Origin of the sequence: Amycolatopsis thailandensis (assembly GCF_002234405.1) — a bacterium.
In the GTDB taxonomy this organism is placed as follows: Bacteria; Actinomycetota; Actinomycetes; order Mycobacteriales; family Pseudonocardiaceae; genus Amycolatopsis; species Amycolatopsis thailandensis.
The window spans coordinates 120,162-138,016 of the sequence record NZ_NMQT01000103.1 but is presented as its reverse complement, the minus strand read 5'-3'; the positions used below and the strand labels follow the sequence as shown (position 1 = coordinate 138,016).

15 protein-coding genes are annotated in these 17,855 nt (G+C 68.8%); 8 read left to right on the top strand and 7 right to left on the bottom strand.

The genetic code is table 11. The annotated features are described in order from the left end of the window. Positions 1-26: 26 nt before the first annotated feature. Complete coding sequence (xsc, locus tag CFP71_RS29180) at positions 27-1,835, bottom strand: sulfoacetaldehyde acetyltransferase (RefSeq protein ID WP_093937153.1); 1,809 nt, start codon at positions 1,833-1,835, stop codon at positions 27-29. 144 nt (positions 1,836-1,979) lie between these two features. On the opposite strand from xsc, the gene CFP71_RS29175 reads away from it, so the two are divergent. Genes CFP71_RS29175 through CFP71_RS29165 form a run of 3 tightly spaced genes read left to right on the top strand, consistent with a single transcriptional unit; the run spans position 1,980 to position 5,407 of the window. Next, positions 1,980-2,780: an IclR family transcriptional regulator gene (locus tag CFP71_RS29175; RefSeq protein ID WP_093937152.1), complete on the top strand. Its 801-nt coding sequence runs from the start codon at positions 1,980-1,982 to the stop codon at positions 2,778-2,780. 9 nt (positions 2,781-2,789) lie between these two features. Continuing rightward, positions 2,790-3,722, top strand: a complete 933-nt coding sequence (locus CFP71_RS29170; RefSeq protein ID WP_093937151.1) for an AAA family ATPase — start codon at positions 2,790-2,792, stop codon at positions 3,720-3,722. Next, entirely contained in the window at positions 3,719-5,407 is a 1,689-nt protein-coding gene (locus tag CFP71_RS29165) for a cobaltochelatase CobT-related protein (RefSeq protein WP_093937150.1), read from the top strand. Before CFP71_RS29170 ends, CFP71_RS29165 begins: the two co-directional genes overlap by 4 nt. Here the strand turns inward: CFP71_RS29165 and CFP71_RS29160 are convergent. Then, positions 5,390-5,587: an antitoxin gene (locus CFP71_RS29160; protein ID WP_093937149.1), complete on the bottom strand. Its 198-nt coding sequence runs from the start codon at positions 5,585-5,587 to the stop codon at positions 5,390-5,392. The two genes, CFP71_RS29165 and CFP71_RS29160, sit on opposite strands and share 18 nt — an antisense overlap. Positions 5,588-5,916: 329 nt before the next feature. On the opposite strand from CFP71_RS29160, the gene CFP71_RS29155 reads away from it, so the two are divergent. Together CFP71_RS29155 and CFP71_RS29150 are read left to right on the top strand one after the other, a co-directional pair. Continuing rightward, the gene (locus tag CFP71_RS29155) at positions 5,917-6,432 is read left to right on the top strand and encodes an OmpA family protein (protein ID WP_093937169.1); all 516 of its coding nucleotides are present in this window, start codon (positions 5,917-5,919) and stop codon (positions 6,430-6,432) included. Further along, on the top strand, positions 6,429-7,631 hold the full coding sequence (locus CFP71_RS29150) for a polysaccharide pyruvyl transferase family protein (RefSeq protein ID WP_093937148.1): 1,203 nt from the start codon (positions 6,429-6,431) through the stop codon (positions 7,629-7,631). Before CFP71_RS29155 ends, CFP71_RS29150 begins: the two co-directional genes overlap by 4 nt. Before the next feature lie 61 nt (positions 7,632-7,692). Here CFP71_RS29150 and CFP71_RS29145 read toward each other — a convergent pair whose 3' ends face one another. The 5 genes from CFP71_RS29145 to ald form a co-directional block, all read right to left on the bottom strand. Then, positions 7,693-9,132, bottom strand: coding sequence for a sodium:solute symporter family protein (locus tag CFP71_RS29145; protein ID WP_093937147.1), 1,440 nt, complete (start codon positions 9,130-9,132; stop codon positions 7,693-7,695). Next, positions 9,132-9,344: a DUF3311 domain-containing protein gene (locus CFP71_RS29140; protein ID WP_093937146.1), complete on the bottom strand. Its 213-nt coding sequence runs from the start codon at positions 9,342-9,344 to the stop codon at positions 9,132-9,134. Before CFP71_RS29140 ends, CFP71_RS29145 begins: the two co-directional genes overlap by 1 nt. Beyond that, on the bottom strand, positions 9,341-10,999 hold the full coding sequence (locus CFP71_RS29135) for an amidohydrolase (protein WP_093937145.1): 1,659 nt from the start codon (positions 10,997-10,999) through the stop codon (positions 9,341-9,343). Before CFP71_RS29135 ends, CFP71_RS29140 begins: the two co-directional genes overlap by 4 nt. Before the next feature lie 112 nt (positions 11,000-11,111). Beyond that, complete coding sequence (gene pdxR, locus CFP71_RS29130; RefSeq protein WP_093937168.1) at positions 11,112-12,575, bottom strand: MocR-like pyridoxine biosynthesis transcription factor PdxR; 1,464 nt, start codon at positions 12,573-12,575, stop codon at positions 11,112-11,114. Between the two features lie 65 nt (positions 12,576-12,640). After that, positions 12,641-13,744, bottom strand: coding sequence for an alanine dehydrogenase (ald, locus tag CFP71_RS29125; protein ID WP_093937144.1), 1,104 nt, complete (start codon positions 13,742-13,744; stop codon positions 12,641-12,643). A 399-nt stretch (positions 13,745-14,143) separates the two neighbouring features. On the opposite strand from ald, the gene CFP71_RS29120 reads away from it, so the two are divergent. From CFP71_RS29120 to eno, 3 genes are all read left to right on the top strand, one after another. Then, positions 14,144-14,854 carry a sulfite exporter TauE/SafE family protein gene (locus CFP71_RS29120; RefSeq protein ID WP_244199873.1) on the top strand — a complete coding sequence of 237 codons (711 nt, stop codon included), beginning with the start codon at positions 14,144-14,146 and terminating at the stop codon, positions 14,852-14,854. 402 nt (positions 14,855-15,256) lie between these two features. After that, entirely contained in the window at positions 15,257-16,441 is a 1,185-nt protein-coding gene (locus tag CFP71_RS29115) for a DUF418 domain-containing protein (RefSeq protein WP_093937167.1), read from the top strand. A gap of 125 nt (positions 16,442-16,566) precedes the next feature. Beyond that, entirely contained in the window at positions 16,567-17,850 is a 1,284-nt protein-coding gene (eno, locus tag CFP71_RS29110; RefSeq protein ID WP_093937142.1) for a phosphopyruvate hydratase, read from the top strand. Positions 17,851-17,855 lie beyond the last annotated feature (5 nt).

The window sequence follows — 17,855 nt, the reverse complement described above, 5'->3', positions numbered from 1 at the left end:
GAAGGGGGCCTTCACGCGCAAGCGACCTACACGTAGTCCTTGTACTTCTCCAGGAACCGCACGGGCTTGGACAGCGCGTCGCGGCGGAACGGGTCGCCCAGCTCGCGGGTGCACATGATCTCGACGACGGTGGTCTTGCCCTCGTTCATCTGCGCCTCGACGGCGCGCCGCAGCGCGGGGCCGACCTCGTCGAGCTTCTCCACGACGACGCCTTCCGCGCCCATCGCCTTCGCGATCCCGGCGAAGCTCTCGCTTTCCAGCTCGCCCGCGACGAACCGGCGATTGTAGAAGTCGACCTGGTTCTTCTTCTCCGCGCCCCACTGTCGGTTGTGGAACACCACGGCGGTGACCGGGATGTCGTGGCGGACCGCGGTCATGATCTCGCCCATGCTCATCCCCCACGCGCCGTCACCGGCGTAGGAGATCGCGGGCCGGTCGGGCGCCGCGGCCTTGGCGCCGATGATGGTCGGCAGCGCGTACCCGCAGTTGCCGAAGCTCATCGGAGCGAAGAAGCTGCGTGGTTCCTCGAAGCGCAGATAGCTGTTCGCGACCGAGTTGATGTTCCCGATGTCGGTCGACACCATCACCCGCGGCGGCATGGCCTTCTCCAGTTCCCGCAACACTTCCCGCGGGTGCAGCCAGTTGCCTTCCTCGGTCTCCTGCTCCGCGATCATGTCGAGGCTGAACGGGTCGTTCTCGTGGGTCCAGGCGTCGAGTTCGGCCTCCCACTCATCCTTCTCAGCCTTGATCTTCGCCGCGCGGGCGTCCCTGGTGGAGTCACACGCCAGGGTCCGGTCCTGAAGCCGCCGGGTCAGCGCGACCGCCGCGTCCTTGGCGTCACCGCAGATGCCGACGGTGATCTTCTTGACCAGTCCGAGCATCTTGTGGTCCGCGTCGATCTGGATGATCTTCGCGTCCTTGGGCCAGTAGTCCATCCCGTGCTGCGGCAGCGTGCCGAACGGGCCGAGCCGCGAGCCGAGCGCGATCACGACGTCCGCCTGGGAGATCAGCTTCATCGCGGCCTTGGAACCCTGGTAGCCCAGCGGTCCGCACCACTGCGGGTGGCTCGCCGGGAACGAGTCGTTGTGCAGGTAGCTGTTCACCACCGGCGCGCCGAGGCGTTCGGCGAGCGCCTTGCACTCCTCGACGCCGTCGGCCATCACCACGCCGCCGCCGGAGATGATCACCGGGAACTCCGCCGTGGCCAGCAGGGCGGCGGCTTCGTCGAGGCTCCGCTCCCCGCCGGGGCCGCGATCGAGCCTGGCGGGCTCCGGGATCTCGGCCTCGATCTCGCCGTAGAAGAAGTCACGCGGGATGTTGAGCTGCGTCGGGCCGAGTTCGGAGTGGGCCCGGTCGAAGCAGCGGCCGGTGTACTCGGCCATCCGCTTCGGGTTGTTGACGTGCCCCTGGTACTTGGTGAACTCCTGGAACATCGGCAGCTGGTTGGCCTCTTGGAAACCGCCGAGGCCGGTGCCCATCGTGCCCGCCTCCGGGGTCACGATGACGACCGGGCTGTGCGCCCAGTAGGCGGCGGCGATCGCGGTCACGCAGTTGCTGATGCCGGGGCCGTTCTGGCCGATGACGACGCCGTGCCTGCCGCTCACCCGGGCGTAGCCGTCGGCCATGTGCCCGGCGCCCTGTTCGTGCACGACCGGTACCAGCCGGATGCCCGCCGGCGCGAAGATGTCCATCGCGTCCATGAACGCCGACCCCATGATGCCGAAGATGTCGGTGACGCCGTTGGCCACGAGCGTCTCGACGAAGGCCTCGGACGGGGTCATCTTCTTCCGGCCGCTGACGACCGCGCGGCCGTCACCCGTCTTCCGTTCCGTCATGTTCCGCTCCTTCGACAGGCGATATTTACAAAAAACGATACGTGGCGTTCCTGAAATCAGGATGCGCTCGACGATAGGACGGCTGACGCCCAGGGTCAACGTCGGATTCTGAAAATCGAGACGCCATGTGCTACTTTTCGGAACATGGAGCTGCTTCGCGAACCCGAGCCGATCAACGGGGACACGCCGACCATCCGGCTGTTCTCCCTGCTCGAGCTGATCGCCGCCAAGGATCAGCTGGTCTCCCTGCAGGGCCTCGTCGAAGAGACCGGCCTGCCGAAACCGACCCTGCACCGCATGCTCCAGCAGCTCGAAGGCGCGGGCCTGCTCGTCCGCCAGGCCGACGGCCGCCACTACGGCACCGGCCACCGGCTGCGGCAGCTCGCGGAGAACCTGCTCCTCAACGCGACCCACCACGGCGCCCGGCACGCCGTCCTGCGCCATCTCGTCGACGAACTCGGCGAGAGCTGCAACGTGACCACCTTGTCGGGCAACGAAATCGTGTACCTCGACCGCGTGGAGACCCCGGAACCGCTGCGGTTCTACCTCCGGCCCGGCTCACGCGTCCCGATCCACTGTTCGGCCAGCGGCAAGATGATCCTCGCGCAGATGAAGCCCGCGCAGCGGCGGAAACTGCTCGCGCACGCACCACTCAAGCAGTACACGAACAAGACCCTCACCGACCTCGACGCGCTCGAAGCCGAGTTCACCCGCATCCGCCGTGACGGATTCGCGCTCGACGACGAGGAGTTCCTGCCCGGCTTGGTCTGCGTCGCGGTCCTCGTCCCGGGTCGCGCCAACCTTTGCGTCGCCGTGCAGGCGCCGGTCATGCGGCTGACCCCGGACAAGGCGCTGCAAACGCTCCCGGCGCTCCAGCGCGCGGCCGAGGCGATCAGCCGCGTCGACGCCGAGGGCGGGTCCGAACCGGAAAGTGTTCCGTCGTAAGGAGTTCTCATGGTCCCCGAGCTTCGGCTCCCGGTGCGCGACGTCTTCGGCATCGATTCGGATCTGGTCGTCGGCGCGTTCCGTGAACGCGACGAGCACGTCCCCGAGATCGACGAGGCGTACCGCTTCAACCCGGAAGTGACGCTGGCCCTGCTTGCCGGGTTCACCCGCGACCGCCGCGTGCTGGTGCAGGGTCTGCACGGCACCGGCAAATCCACCCACATCGAGCAGGTCGCCGCGCGGCTCAACTGGCCGTGCGTGCGCGTCAACCTGGACGGCCACCTCAATCGCCTCGACCTCGTCGGCCGCGACACCGTCGTGCTGCGCGAGGGCAAGCAGGTCACCGAGTTCCAGGAGGGCATCCTCCCGTGGGCGCTGCAGCGGCCGGTCGCGCTGGTCCTCGACGAATACGACGCCGGCCGCCCGGACGTGATGTTCGTGCTCCAGCGGGTCCTCGAACGCGACGGCAAGTTCACCCTCACCGATCAGAACCGGGTCCTGTGCCCGCATCCGTCCTTCCGGCTGTTCGCCACCGCCAACACGGTCGGTCTCGGCAACCTCAATGGGCTCTATCACGGCGCGCAGCGGCTGAACCACGCGCAGATCGACCGCTGGAACATCGTGGCGTCGCTGAACTACCTGCCCGCAGCCGAAGAGATCGCGATCGTGCGAGCACGGGTGCCGAGTGTTCCCGAAGCGCTGGCGGCATCCCTGGTCGCGGTCGCCGCCTTGACCCGCAAGGGTTTCCAGGCAGGCGACCTGTCCACTTTGATGTCCCCTCGCACGGTTATCACCTGGGCGGAGAACATCGAGATCTTCCGCGATCCGGCGACGGCGTTCCAGCTGTCCTTCGTGAACAAGTGCGACGAAGCCGAGCGTGCCATCGTGGCGGAGTACTTCCAGCGGTGCTTCGACGACGAACTCCACTTGCTCTCGGCATGACCGCCGGACAGGCGGAAACCCGGCGCCGTCATCAGGTCGAGGAGTTGTGCGCGGCCGCGGTCCGGGCGCTCAGCGGCGATCCGGCCCTGCATTTCCGGGCGCGGCGGCTGCATCGGGGACGCGAACCGCTGCCCCTGCACGCGCCGCATCTGCGGCAGGCCGCCGACGACGATCTGTTGTCCTCACGCGGGATCGCGGACGGCATGGCGTTGCGCCTGACCGTCTCGGACGCCGCCCTGCACCGGCGCCTGTGCCCCGCCGATCCGGCCGAGCGCGGAATTTTCGAGCTGCTGGAACAGTTCCGTGTCGAGTCGCTCCCGCCCGCGGAACTGCCGGGGATGCGGCGGAACCTGCGCCTCCGGCACGTCCGCTGGTCGCTGGAGTTCCGTCGGTCCGGGCTGACCGAGACCGCCCGCGGCCTGGCGCTGTACACGGTCGCGCAGATCTGCCGGTCGCGGATCACCGGCGAACCCGTGGTCGAGGAGACCGAGGACCTCATCGAGGCGACCAGGTTCGCGCTGGCGCCGTCGCTCGGCCACGACCTCGCCGGGCTGCGGCGGCACCGGATGGACCAGGAGGCGTTCGCCGGCCACGCGCTGGGGATCGCCCGGACGGTGGGCGTCCTGCTCGCCGGGACCGAGCGGGAGGCCGAGGACGACGGCGATCCCACCGACCCGCGGTTCAGCCTCGTGCTCGACTTCGACACGAGCCTCAGCGAGCAGATCCCTTCCGCGACCGCCGGGACCAGCCGGACCTTGGGCGAATCCGGGGCGGCGTACCGGGTCTACACCACCGCGTACGACCGCGAACGACGTGCGTCGGACCTGGTGCGCCCCGGGCAGCTGACCGGACTCCGCGAACGGCTCGACAGGCGCGTCGGGAGGCAAGGTGTCAGCCCGGGACGGCTGGCTCGCGACCTCAAGGCGGTGCTCGCCGAGCCCGCGCGCGACGGCTGGGACGGCGGGCAGGAGGAAGGCCACCTCGACGGCCGCACCCTGGCGCAGCTGATCAGCTCCCCCACCGAACGACGGATCTTCCGCACCGAGCGGATCGAACCGGTGGCGGACACGCTCGTGACGTTCCTGCTCGACTGCTCGGGTTCGATGACCGCGCACGCGGAACCCGTCGCCGCGCTGGTCGATCTCTTCGCGCGTTCGCTCGAACTCGCCGGTGCGACCTGCGAAGTACTCGGCTTCACGACCGGCGCCTGGAACGGGGGGCTGCCCGGACGGGACTGGAGGCGAGCGGGACGGCCACGGCATCCCGGCAGGCTCAACGAACGGCTCCACCTCGTGTTCAAGGACGCCGAAACTCCCTGGCGCCGGGCACGCCCGGATCTCGCGGCCCTGCTGAAGGCCGATCTGTTCCGGGAAGGCGTCGACGGCGAGGCGGTGGCCTGGGCCTGCGACCGGATGCGCGCGAGAACGGAAGCGCGCCGGATCCTGCTCGTCCTCTCCGACGGCAGTCCCATGGACACCGCGACGAGCCTGGCGAACGATCCGCACTACCTGGACGAACATCTCCGGGAAACCTTGCGGCGTCAGGAAAGTACCGTCGAGATCCGCGGAGTCGGCGTCGGGCTCGACCTCAGCCCGTTCTACCGCCGCTCGCGGGTACTCGACACTTCGGTCACCTCGGGGTACGCCCCGTTCCGGGACGTCCTCGGGCTACTGACCCGGGGGTGAGTCCTGCTGCTGCTCGCCCTGCTGCTGGTCACCGGAGTCGCCGAGGTAATCCTTCGCCTTGTCGGCGGCCGTGTCGATCTTGTCGGAGTGCTCACCGAAGCGGGATTTCGCGAAATCGGCGGCCTTGTCGACGTGCTCCCCGCTCACTTTGTCCTTCATGCCTTCGAAGTCGATACCCATCAGAACTCCTCGTATTCACTGGGCGCCGAAGATCGACGCGTATCTCCATCAAAGGCCATCGACGCCGTCCTGCAACCTGAGGCGGACGGCTGGGTGAGTTTCCGCGATTTCACCTCATTTACCCTTTCCAGGTAAGGAAACCTGCCTCGACCACCGTGAAGGACCAACCACCGAGGTAGCTCAGTCGGGTGGTCTTGCCGTCCGTTCGCCCGGCCACGATTGGCGCTTTTAGCTCTTTCGTGTTCGTATCCCTGGCGTCAGCCAATGCGGAGACAGCCAAAAGGAGTTCGAACCTCATGCGCAGGACAATTGCCCGGACGGTGGCGGGTGTGGCGATCGTGGCCGGCCTGGTCGCCGCATGCGGCTCCGAGGGCGAAAACGGTGCGGCCGGAACAAATGGCGCGAATGGAAACGCTTCAAGCGCGCCGGCCGCGTCGTCCTCCGGCACCGGAGCCGACACGTCATCGGGAGCGGGCACCGGGGACGCGGGTCAGGCAGGCGGCGAGGCGGCCCAGAAGGTGACCGCGGCGATCCAGCAGGCGCTCCAGCAGTCACCGGTCATGTTCACCACGGAAAGCGCCGAGCTGTCCGAGAAGAGCAAGTCGGCGCTCGGCGAGATCGCCAAGGCCATGCAGGGCAACGACGTCAAGATCGCCGTCGCCACTCACGCGGGTTACCCCGACGCGGAAAAGTCCAAGGCACTCTCCGAAAAACGCGCCGAAGCCATCAGCGCCGCCTTCGAAGGAGCGGGCGTGGCCAAGGATCGCGTCAAGAGCGAAGCGACCGGTAACGAAAAGGCACAGGGCGACAAGGCGTTGGACACGCAGATCACCGTCGCCCAGTGACCTTCGACGGACCCCGCCGCCGTCACTACCTGATCGGTCCGAGCGGTTTTCCCAATTTCGGCGACGAGCTGATCGCGGCGACGTGGTTGCGGTATCTGGCCAGGACCGAGCCGGAGGCCGACGTCTGGCTCGACACCCACTCGCCGGGGCCCGCTCAACTGCTGCTGAACGATCTGCACCCGCGCCTGCGCTGCACGGACACCCTGTGGCGGCTGTGCGGTGAGGCGCCGTCCGACGATCCGTGGGAGGTGGCGCGCTGGGTGCAGTCGGCGGTGGACGATCCCGGTCTCGCGCCGCGGTGGGACGCGGGCATCGGCCTGCTGGGCCGGACCGACGTGGTGCACCTGATCGGCGGCGGGTATCTCAACGCGCTGTGGCCTCGGCACATCGGGCTGATCGCGGGTGCCGCGGCCGCCGCCCGGCGATCGGGCGCCCGCACGGCCATGACCGGGCAGGGGCTCACGCCGTTCCCCGCCGGTGCCACCGATCTTCTCCGCTCGCTGGCCGACCGCTTCGACGTCGTCGACGTCCGTGACGATCCGTCGGCCGAACTCCTCCCCGGGGTCGTCCGGACAGTCGACGACGTCTTCCTCGAACCCCACGACCAGCCGCCCGTCGCGCACGCGCGCGAATTCGTGCTGTGCGTGCAGTCCGACATCGGCACCTTCGAGCCGTCCGCGCTGGCCGCCCGGGTGCTGGGCTTGTTGCGATCGTGGGAGGTGCACCCGGAACAAATCGCGGTCGTCGAAGGGATTCCCCGGATCGACCGTGCCGTTCCGGCGCTGCTGGAACACGAGCTCGCCGGCGCGGAATTCCATCCGTTCCGCGACATCTGGCGCCACGGCCTGCCGGTGGCGCCAGGCCAGACCTGGATCTCCAGCCGCTACCACCCGCACCTTCTCGCCGCGGCGGCGGGCGCGACCGGTCTCGCGGTCAGCGTGTCGCGCGGGTACTACACGACCAAGCACCAAAGCCTGATCGACCTCGGTTCGGGCTGGACGTCATTCGACGCCGAGGCGGGCGGGACACCGGACCGGCCGACCGGTACCGGGTTCCCGCCGCACGTCCTCAGGCGGTGCCGGGAGTCGAAACTTTCGGTCGCGAAGGCGGTGTACGGGAGCCGGGTAGCCGAAGAAGCCACGGCGCCTCCCCCGGTGCGGCGCCTCGCCTTGCGTTCGTGGCGGGCGCGATCGAGCTAGCCGGAAGATCCGCCTCCAAGCACGCGAGTTCGGTCTTCAATCACGCATGATCGGTCTTCAATCACGGGCTGAGTGACGGCACCGCCGCCGGGGCCGGGACGCTTTCGGGAGACAGCGCCACCGGCATCCGCGCCTTGTCCGGCGACGCCAGGCTCCAGACCGCCACCACGGCCACGTTCAGCCCCATCGACACCAGGCCCGCGTTGAACCCGCCGAACGTCGCGCCGGTGACATACAGGACGATCGCGGCGAGCACCCCGGTGATCATCCCGGCGGCCACCGCGGCCGTCCGCACCCGGCGCACGAACAGGATCGCGAGCCAGCCGGGGACGACCTGGGCCAGCAGGTTGTAGGTCAGGTTCAGGATGGTGAGCATCAACGTCGACGCGACGAGGGTCAGGACCGCCGCCAGGACCAGGAAACTCGCCACCGCGACGACCGTCCACCGTCGTTGCGCGGCGGTCGGGATGTTCGGCGCGAGGTTGCGGCAGACCATGCCGCCGATGGTGAGCGCGGTCGCGGCGAGGACCAGGACACCGGACAGTGCGGCGCCCGCGGCGACGAGACCGAGCAGCCAGTCGGGCAGCAAACCCTTGGCCGTCACCATGAACACCGTGTTCGGGTTCTTCAGGTCCGGATGCGCGCGCACGCCGTAGTAGGCGGCCAGCACCAGGAACGGGTAGATCAGCATGTACAGCGGCATCCACACGGTCGAGCTCTTCACCGCGCGTTCGGACCGGGCCGGGAACACGTACGCGCCACCGAAACCGAGGTAGAACACGGTGCTCTGGAACAGGATCGTCGTCATCGCGAACGTCAGTTCCGAACCGCCCATGGTGGTCTGCGCCGCGCTGAGCACCTCGGGTCCGCTGACCTTGGCGGTGCCGCCGGCGGCGAGTACGACCGCCACTCCGACGAGCACGACGCCGAGCAGCATGAACAGATCCTTGAGGATCGACACGAACGCGGGCGACCGCACCCCGGAGACGGCGATGTAGACGAACGCCACGATGCCAGCCAGCACCACGCATTGCACGGGATCCAGCCGCAGCCCCAGATTGCTCAGCACCACCTGGAGACCGATGAACTGGTACTGCCCCCACGGGACCAGCGCGATCAGCATCGTGACACAGGTGATCAGCTCGAGCCGCCTGCTGCCGAAATGCCGTCCGAACACGTCGGGCACGGTCATCGCGTCGTACCGTTTCGCCGCCCGCCACGCCAGCGGGGCCAGGAAGTAGCCCAGCGAGTACGCGAGCAGGATGTAGCCGATGAACCAGATCCCGTAGCTCGCGCCGTGCGCGTAGATCCCGCTCGGGAACCCGATCATCGTCCCGATGCTGTACACCTCGCCGACCGCGAGGAAGTACACCAGCCACGCCGGGAACGAGCGGCCGCCGACGAGGAACTCGGAGATCCCGCCGCCGCGCGTGGACCGTCCGGCCCACACCGCGAGCCCGATCGAGCCCGCCATCACCACCGCCACGATCGCGATCAGCATCAGTCGTCCTCCGGGTAGTGGGCGCGGTCGAAGAAACGCCAGCTGATCCACAGGCACAGGGTGGTCAGCGGGCAGCAGCAGAACACCCAGAAGAACAGCACCGGGACGCCCAGTACCGACCCCGTCGATCCCGACAGCACCAGGATTCCCACCAGCAGGGCGAAAGCGGGGACGAACAGTCCGATGAGGACACTGGGCCAGCTGCGGATCATCGAGTCACTCCCGCCGTCTCGCGCCGCCAGACGACCTCGCCGCCGCTGACGGTGGCTTCCACGGTCAGCTCACGGATCCGGTCGGGGTCGATCGTGGTGGGATCACCGGACAGCACCGCGAGATCGGCGAGTTTCCCGATCTCCAAGCTGCCCTTGAGGTTCTCCTCCCCCGCCAGGTACGCCGCGTCGATCGTGTAGCCGCGCAACGCGGCGTCGACGTCGACGGCCTGTTCGGGACCGAGCACCTTGCCCTGTCTGGTGACGCGGCGCACGGCGCACCAGATCCCTTCCAGCGGCGGCACCGGCGTCACCGGGGTGTCCGAATGCAGGCCGAAGTGGATTCCGCGCGAGCGGGCCGAGACGAGCGGGCTGATCCGGCGCGCCCGTTCGGGGCCGAGGAAGACGTCGCGATGCCGGTCTCCCCAGTAATAGACGTGCTTGACGAAGAACGACGCGAGGACGTCGTGGGCGGCCATCCGGTCCAGCTGGTCTTCGCGCACCGTCTGGCAGTGTTCGATCCGGTGCCGCCTGCCGGTTCCCGTCGGCGAGCCCAGCCGGGAGTAGCCGTCGATGATCGCGTCGATCGCCGCGTCCCCGTTTCCGTGCACGGCGACCTGCCAGCCCGCCGCGTCGAGTGCGGCGATCCGGCGGCCGAGTTCGGCGGGTTCCAGCAGCATCATGCCGTGCTCGTCCGGGTCGCAGGTGTAGCCCTCCGCGAGGCATCCCGTCTTGCCCTGGATCGACCCGTCCGCGACGATCTTCACCCCCGTCATCGCGAACTTGTCGTCCGCGCCGCCGGTGTCCGGCGCTTCCGGGGTTCCTTCGGCCAGGCCGGGAAGCAGATCGTGGAACAGGTAGCCGCGCACCCGGACGCGGAGTTTCCCCGCCCGCCGCAGCAGCGCGTACGCCTCCAGTTCCGCCGCTCCGCCGATGAGCCCGATACCGGTGTCGTGCACGGAAGTCACGCCGTTGGCGAGATATTCCTCGTCCGCCAGGAGCAGGGCTTCGGCCAGTTCGCCCGCGCTCTGCCCGGGCAGCCGCGACGTGACCAGGAAGGCCGCCGTCTCGACGAGCACGCCGGTCGGTTCGCCGCGGGCGTCACGCACGATGAGCCCGCCGGGCGGGTCCGGCGTCTCGGCGGTGATCCCGACTTCACGCAGGGCGAGTGAGTTCGCGGTGCAGAAATGCCCGGAAACGTGGGTCAGCACCACGGGATTCCGGCCGGAGACGGGGTCGAGGTCCGCGCGCGTCGGGTGACGGCCGTCGGCGAGCAGGGTGTCGTCGTAACGGAAACCCCGGATCCACTCCCCCGGCCCCAGCTCCTTGGCCGCCTGGGCGACCCGGCCCGCGATGTCGGCGATGGTGTCGTTGGGCGGGCTGCCGGCGTCGACCGGTGCGGCGAGGGTCATCCCGAAGAACGCCGGATGGTTGTGGGATTCGACGAAACCGGGGATCACCGTGCGCTCGGCCAGGTCGAGCACGGTGGTCTCCGGGCCGATCAACCCGGAGATCTCACGCTCGGAACCCAGCGCGGTGATCCGCCCGCCGGTCGCGGCCAGCGCACGGACCCGTCTCCCCGCCGGATCCAAGGCGAGCACGGTGCCCCCGAGGGCGACGAAATCGGCGGCGGGTTCTTCTCGAAGGGATTCCTGCACACGGACCTCCTGGCGACGTTGCCTGGCTCACGAAGGATCACCAGACAGTGCGGCACATCTGGCCGCCTGAACAGGTCCAGAACGGTCCGGTGCGGTGGTACCAGTTGTCTCCTCAGCCGCCGAGCAGGTCGCGGCAGGCCTCGCCGAGCAGCCGGATGCCGGGATCGATGTCGCGCAACGGCACCGCCGCGAAGCCGATCCGGAAGTGGTTGCGCGGCGGGTCGTCCCCGACGAAGAAGATGTCACCGGGTTCGATCAGGACGCCGTCGCGTTCGGCGCGCTCCATCAGCGCCCGGCAGTCCAGTCCGGACGGTCCGGTCATCCAGAGGCTGACCCCGCCGGGCGGGTACGCCGTCTGCGCCCAGGGCAGGTGCTCGGTGACCGCGGCGCAGGTCGCCTCCCATTTCCGCATGAGTTTCGTGCGGTATCGCCGCAGGGAACGGTGGTACTCGCCGCTGTCGATGAGCAACGCCAGCGCCCGCTGGAGGTGACCGGGCGGATGCCGCAGCACGTACCGCCGGATCTCCCGCAGCTCCCGCACCAGTTCGCGCGGTCCGACCAGGTAGCCCAGCCGCAGGCCGGGTGAGAGGAACTTGGAGAAGGTGCCGAGGTAGATCGCGTCACCGGTGCCGTCGAGCGCCTTGAGTGCGGGCGTCGGGCTGCCGTGATACCGGAACTCGCTGTCGTAGTCGTCCTCGACGAGCACCGTGCCCGCGCTCGCGGCCAGGCTGAGCAGGCGACGGCGGCGGCCGATGCTCAACGTCGCGTTCGTCGGGTGGTGGTGGCTCGGGGTGAGATAGAGCAGGTCGACGCCGTCGAGTGTCTCCGGCGGGCGCAGGCCGCTCTGATCGACATCGACGCCGCGCAACCCGGCTCCGGTGCGCAGGAAGATGTGCCGGGCGTCGAGGTACCCCGGGTTCTCCATCGCCACGACGCTGTCCTGGCCGAGCAGCGCGCGGCCGAGCAGGTCGAGCCCTTGCTGCGAACCGACGGTGATCAGCACCTCGGACGGGTCGGCCTCGATCCCCCGCGCGGTGAGCAGCTGACGGCAGATCAGGTCGACCAGCATCGGGTCGTCGGAGCCGACGCTGTCCTGCAAGCTCGGGAATACGTGCGGCCGGTACAGCGCGTCACGCAGGCACCGGGTCCACGATCGCGCCGGGAAGGCGGTGACGTCCACCTGCCCGGCGAGGAACGGGTACGGGTAGGTGTGCCAGTCGACGCGTTTCTCGATGTGCGGCACCCCGGCGTCCGGGTACCGGCGCACCCGCGCGCTCCAGTCGATGGAGGGACTGGTGCCACGCTCCTGCACCGCGCAGTGCGGCCGCATCTCCGCGTTGATGAACAGCCCGCTGCGCTCCCGGCTCTCCACGAACCCTTCGGCGACCAGCTCCTGGTAGGCGAGGTTGATGGTGTTGCGGGAAACGCCGAGTTCGGCGGCCAGCTCACGCGAACTCGGCAGCCGGTGAGCCGGGTCGAACGTGCCGATCGCGATGCCGTGCTCGATGGCGCGCCGCACCTGCCGGTAGAGCGGTTCGGTGGACGTGCGGTCGATTTCGATCAACGTTCGCGGCAACGGCACCTCCCTCACGGCGACGGGGCCGGGATCTGAACCTAGCTTCAGATCCCGGCCCGCACCACCTAGCCGAACGCGACCGAGTCGATCCCGAGCGCTTCGCCGACCGGCGCGGACGTCAGCCGTCCGTCCACCGTGCTGACCCCGCCGCGCAGCTCCGGGCACCGCTCGACAGCGCCGGACAGACCGTGGTTCGCCAGCTCCAGCGCGTAGGGCAGCGTGACGTTCGTCAGCGCGTACGTCGAGGTGTGCGGGACAGCGCCGGGCATGTTGGCGACGCAGTAGAACACCGAGTCGTGCACGGCGAACGTCGGTTCCGCGTGTGTCGTCGGCCGCGTGTCCTCGAAACAGCCGCCCTGGTCGACGGAGATGTCGACGAGTACGCTGCCGGGCTTCATGCGGGACACGAGCTCGTTCGACACCAGGCTCGGCGCCTTGGCGCCGGGCACGAGCACCGCGCCGATCACGAGGTCGGCTTCGACCACGGCCTCCGCGATCGAGTAGGCGTTCGCCGCGGCGGTGCGGATCCGGCCCTGATACATCCGGTCGGCGGCGCGGAGCTTGTCCACGTTCTTGTCGAACAGGACGACGTCGGCCCAGGTCCCGGCCGCGCCGGCGACCGCGTTCATCCCCGCGACACCGGCGCCGAGTACGACCACCCGCGCCGGGGCCACCCCGGAGACGCCGCCGATGAGCACCCCGCGTCCACCGTTGGCGCGCATCAGCGTCTGCGCGCCGACCTGCGGGGCCAGCCGCCCGGCGACCTCACTCATCGGGAACAGCAGGGGCAGCGACCCGTTCGGCAGCTGCACCGTCTCGTAGGCCACCGACGTCGTGCCGGCGTCCAGCAGCGCCCGCGTGCACGGCTCGCTCGCGGCGAGGTGCAGGTAAGTGAACAGCAGCTGGTCGCGCCGCAGGCGGTGGTACTCCTCGGCGATCGGCTCCTTGACCTTGAGCACGAGCTCGCCGGTCGCCCAGACGTCGTCGGCGCTGTCCAGCACCTTCGCCCCGGCCGCGGCGTAGTCCTCGTCGCGGAGGGACGATCCTTCCCCGGCTCCGCGCTCGACGAACACTTCATGCCCGGCCGAGGTGAACTCGTGCACGCCCGCAGGCGTCACCGCGACCCGGTACTCGTGGTTCTTGACTTCACGAGGGACACCGATCCTCATCTCACGCTCCCGTCTGTTCCAAAGGCAGTGACGCCGAGCGTGCGGCACGACTGGAACGGCCAGAAGAGCCAGAACCGGCGCGATCGACGGGTCCAGTTCGTGCGGTGTCTGTCGAGGAGACCGCGAAGTGTCACTCAGGGTGAGAGGTGTGTGTATTTCTGGTCATCCAGCGCACCGAAATCCACACAGTCGGCACCAAAGGTCCGATGTCGTGCCGGGCGGGGCGCCCGGCATTTCCCGCGTCGGGACGTACTGCCCTGACGTTCGGCACAACGGTGCAGGTCGTCCCCGGAGCGCGCTGGGTCACGTGCGTCCAGTCCGCGGGTCATAGCGGTGGGCTATGACGTCCTCGCCGCGCACCGGCTACCGTCCCGGCCGCGCCCGGTCCACAGTGGCCGGGTGGGAACCCTGGCCATGACTTCGCTGGCGGCGGCGGCCGGGGTTGTCGCCCAGCGTCTTTCCGGCATGGGGCTTTCCCTGCTGTGCGTACCGTTCCTGGCGCTGACGCTGGGCCCGCTCGACGCCGTCCGGCTCACCCTGCTGCTCGGCTTCCCGGTCTATCTCGCGGTCGCGGTCACCCATTGGCGGGCGATCAGATGGACGCAGGTCGCCTGGCTGACGGTGCCCGCGGTGGTGTTCACCCCGGTCGTCGCGCTCGTGGTGCGCGGCGTTCCCGAACGTCCGCTGCTGCTCGCGGCGGGTGGCTGCTGTGTCCTCGCCGTCGGCGTGCTGGCGAGCGGCATCACCAGCGGGCGGCTGGCCGGGAGGACGGGCGCCGTCGGCGCGGGCGTGCTCAGCGCGGCGATGAACTCCGTCGCCGGACTGTCCGGGCCGGCCGTGGCGGTGTACGGGGCGAGCGCGGGCTGGGGCGCGGACGAGACGCGCGGGACGCTGTCGATCTATTTCTTCCTGCTCGGCCTGGTCGCGCTGCCCAGTCTCGGCTGGGTGGAGGTGCCGGTGAGCGTGCTCCTCGCGGTCGCTGGTGCCGCCCTCGCCGGGGACCTGCTGGGGCGGGCGCTGAGCCGCCGGGTCGGCGAACGCTCCGTCCGCTGGTCCGTCCTCCTGCTTTCGGCGGCCGGTGGCGCGCTGACGCTGGCACACGCTGCCTGAAGCCCGCAACGACTGGTGGGGCGTCGTCCGCCTGGACACACGTGTCGTCCACCCGATCACACGGAACCGGGTATCACCGGCGCCCGCCGGTAATAGCTCGCCAGTCCATCCCAGCGGGGCGCCCGCTCGCGTCGGACCGGGGGCCGATCTTGTCCGGTGCCTCTGCGCCCTGAGTCCTACGTCCTCTCTCCGCACCCTTCGACGCGCCTCCACAATGGACAGTCGGCCTGAGCGCCACGAAAGCATGACATCCGATCAGAGCAATTCGCCTGATCGGAATACGTTTCGTGACCGATCTTCCTCGGTAGGACGAGCGCGATGCGGAAATGCTACGAAGTGACCAGAGCAAGATCATCCCAACGACGGATGGGGCCGGATGGGGCCGCTGGCAAGGTCGAAGACATGATCCACCAGACCTCGGCCGTCACCGCCGCGAGTCAATCCCGCGGCGGACGTATCCCTTCTCTGGACCTGTTACGAGGGGTGGCGATTCTCGGCACCTTCGGCACGAACGTATTCCTGTTCGCGCATCCCGGTGGACCGACGGGGTTCTTCCAGGACTTCATCGGGACCGCGACCGGCTTCGCCGAATACGCCGAACTCGGCCTCCGAGTGATCTCCAACGGGAAATTCCTCGCGCTGCTCACAATTCTGTTCGGAGTGGGACTGGAACTGCAATATCAATCGGCCCGCCGGCGCGGCGCCTCCTGGCCGGGAAGGTATCCGCTCCGGGCGGGCATTCTGTTCCTCGAAGGCCTCGCGCACTACCTGCTCGTCTTCGAAGGCGACGTGCTCATGGCCTACGGGCTCACCTCACTGCTCGTCGCGTACCTCGTCGGCCGGAGTGATCGGGTCGTCCGCACCGTCGTCGCGGTGGTGGGTGGCGCGTACGCCACACTGCTGCTCGCCTTGACCGCGTTCTTCTTGTCCCAACCGGACGTTTCCGGCGAGCCGGTCCCGGTCAGCCCCGCCGCGACAGCCAGCTGGCCCGGTCAGGTCTCCCTGCGTCTGCACGAATTCCTGATGCTGCGGGCGGAGACCGTCCTGATCGTGCCGTCCGCCGTCGTCCTGTTCCTGCTCGGCTCCCGACTGCGCCGGGCAGGCGTCTTCGAAGACACAGCACAGGGCGGGCGACTGCGCGCACGACTGCTCGTACTCGGCTTCGCCGTCGGTCTGCCCTTGAACGTGCTGACCGGCTTCAGCGGTCCGGACTGGCTGCTCGTGGACAGGTATCTGCTCCCCCCGCTCGTCGCACTGGGCCTGCTCGCCCTGATCACCCATCTCTCCCTCCGGATGCGCGAGCGGCCGGGGACCGTCCGAAGTGGACTCATCGCGGTCGGCCGCACCGCCCTCTCCTGTTACGTGCTCCAGAATCTTCTGGCAGGAATCCTGTGCTACGGCTGGGGTTTCGGTCTCGCCGAACAGTTCGCGGACGCCCGGCCATGGTGGATCGTCGGCCTCTGGAGCTTCGTCGGACTGGTGAACGTCGCTTTCGCCGTCGTATGGCTCCGTCACTTCGACCGCGGCCCGCTCGAACTGCTCATGCACCGCCTCCACACACCGCGGCGAAGCCGGCCGGGCGACTGAGACATCCGAGGGTTCACTGCACCGAAATGCCTGGTCAGAGCTCGGTATCGATTCAGCAGATTTCTGCTAGCCTCGGGGACGTCCCGCTGCTCACTGGGGGCCGCGCGACTCAGCAAGGAGTGCACATGACCGCCATCATCCGCGTCCACGGCCGTCAGATCCTCGACAGCCGGGGCAACCCGACCGTCGAGGTCGACGTCGAACTCGCGGACGGCTCGCTCGGGCGGGCGGCCGTGCCGTCGGGCGCCTCGACCGGGACCAAGGAAGCCGTCGAGCTACGTGACGGGGACAAGACCCGCTTCCACGGCAAGGGTGTCCGCAAGGCCGTCGACGCCGTCAACACCGAGATCGCCGAGGCCGTCGTCGGGCTCGACGCCGAAGCCCAGGCCGAAGTCGACCGCGCGCTGATCGCGCTGGACGGCACCCCGAACAAGGCGCGGCTCGGCGCCAACGCCACCCTCGGCGTCTCCCTCGCCGTGGCCAAAGCCGCCGCGTCCGCGAAGCGACTTCCGTTGTACCGCTACGTCGGCGGCGTGTTCGCGCATCTGCTCCCGATGCCGATGATGAACATCATCAACGGCGGAGCGCACGCGGACAACCCGATCGACTTCCAGGAGTTCATGATCGGCCCGCTCGGCGCGGAGACCTTCGCCGACGCCGTCCGGATGGGCTCGGAGGTATTCCACAGCCTGCGCGCGTCGCTGCACGAAGCCGGGCACGGCACCAACGTCGGGGACGAAGGCGGCTTCGCGCCGAACCTCAGCTCCGCCGACGAAGCGCTCGAATTCGTGCTGCGCGCGATCGAGCAGTCCGGTTACACCCCCGGCGAGGACATCGCCCTGCTGCTCGACCCCGCCGCGTCCGAGTTCTACACCGGCGACGTCTACGAATACACCGGCGAAGGGCGTAAACGCAGCGTCGAGGAGCACGTCGCCTACCTGGCCGACCTGACCGCGCGCTACCCCATCGTGTCCATTGAGGACGGTGTCGCCCAGGACGACTTCACCGGCTGGAAGCAGCTCACCGACACCATCGGCGACCGCGTCCAGCTCGTCGGCGACGACGTCTTCTGTACCAACGTGAACCTGCTGAACGACGGTATCGAGCGTGGCATCGGGAACTCGATCCTGGTCAAGGTCAACCAGATCGGCACGCTCACCGAAACCCTCACCACGGTCGAGACCGCGCACAAGGTCGGCTACTCCGTGGTGATGTCGCACCGCTCCGGCGAGACCGAGGACACCACCATCGCCGACCTCGCCGTCGCCACCAACTGCGGTCAGATCAAGACCGGCTCGCTGTCGCGCTCCGACCGCACGGCCAAGTACAACCAGCTCATCCGCATCGAAGAGGAACTCGGCGCCGAAGCCCGCTACGCCGGCTCCACGACCCTCCGCGGCCGCCGCTGACAAAC

Bases quoted from the DNA above. Each gene is read 5' to 3' on its own strand.
- xsc (WP_093937153.1), bottom strand. From the start codon at position 1,835: ATGACGGAACGGAAGACGGGTGACGGCCGCGCGGTCGTCAGCGGCCGG.
- CFP71_RS29175 (WP_093937152.1), top strand. From the start codon at position 1,980: ATGGAGCTGCTTCGCGAACCCGAGCCGATCAACGGGGACACGCCGACC.
- CFP71_RS29170 (WP_093937151.1), top strand. From the start codon at position 2,790: ATGGTCCCCGAGCTTCGGCTCCCGGTGCGCGACGTCTTCGGCATCGAT.
- CFP71_RS29165 (WP_093937150.1), top strand. From the start codon at position 3,719: ATGACCGCCGGACAGGCGGAAACCCGGCGCCGTCATCAGGTCGAGGAG.
- CFP71_RS29160 (WP_093937149.1), bottom strand. From the start codon at position 5,587: ATGGGTATCGACTTCGAAGGCATGAAGGACAAAGTGAGCGGGGAGCAC.
- CFP71_RS29145 (WP_093937147.1), bottom strand. From the start codon at position 9,132: ATGCTGATCGCGATCGTGGCGGTGGTGATGGCGGGCTCGATCGGGCTC.
- CFP71_RS29140 (WP_093937146.1), bottom strand. From the start codon at position 9,344: ATGATCCGCAGCTGGCCCAGTGTCCTCATCGGACTGTTCGTCCCCGCT.
- ald (WP_093937144.1), bottom strand. From the start codon at position 13,744: ATGAGGATCGGTGTCCCTCGTGAAGTCAAGAACCACGAGTACCGGGTC.
- CFP71_RS29115 (WP_093937167.1), top strand. From the start codon at position 15,257: ATGATCCACCAGACCTCGGCCGTCACCGCCGCGAGTCAATCCCGCGGC.
- eno (WP_093937142.1), top strand. From the start codon at position 16,567: ATGACCGCCATCATCCGCGTCCACGGCCGTCAGATCCTCGACAGCCGG.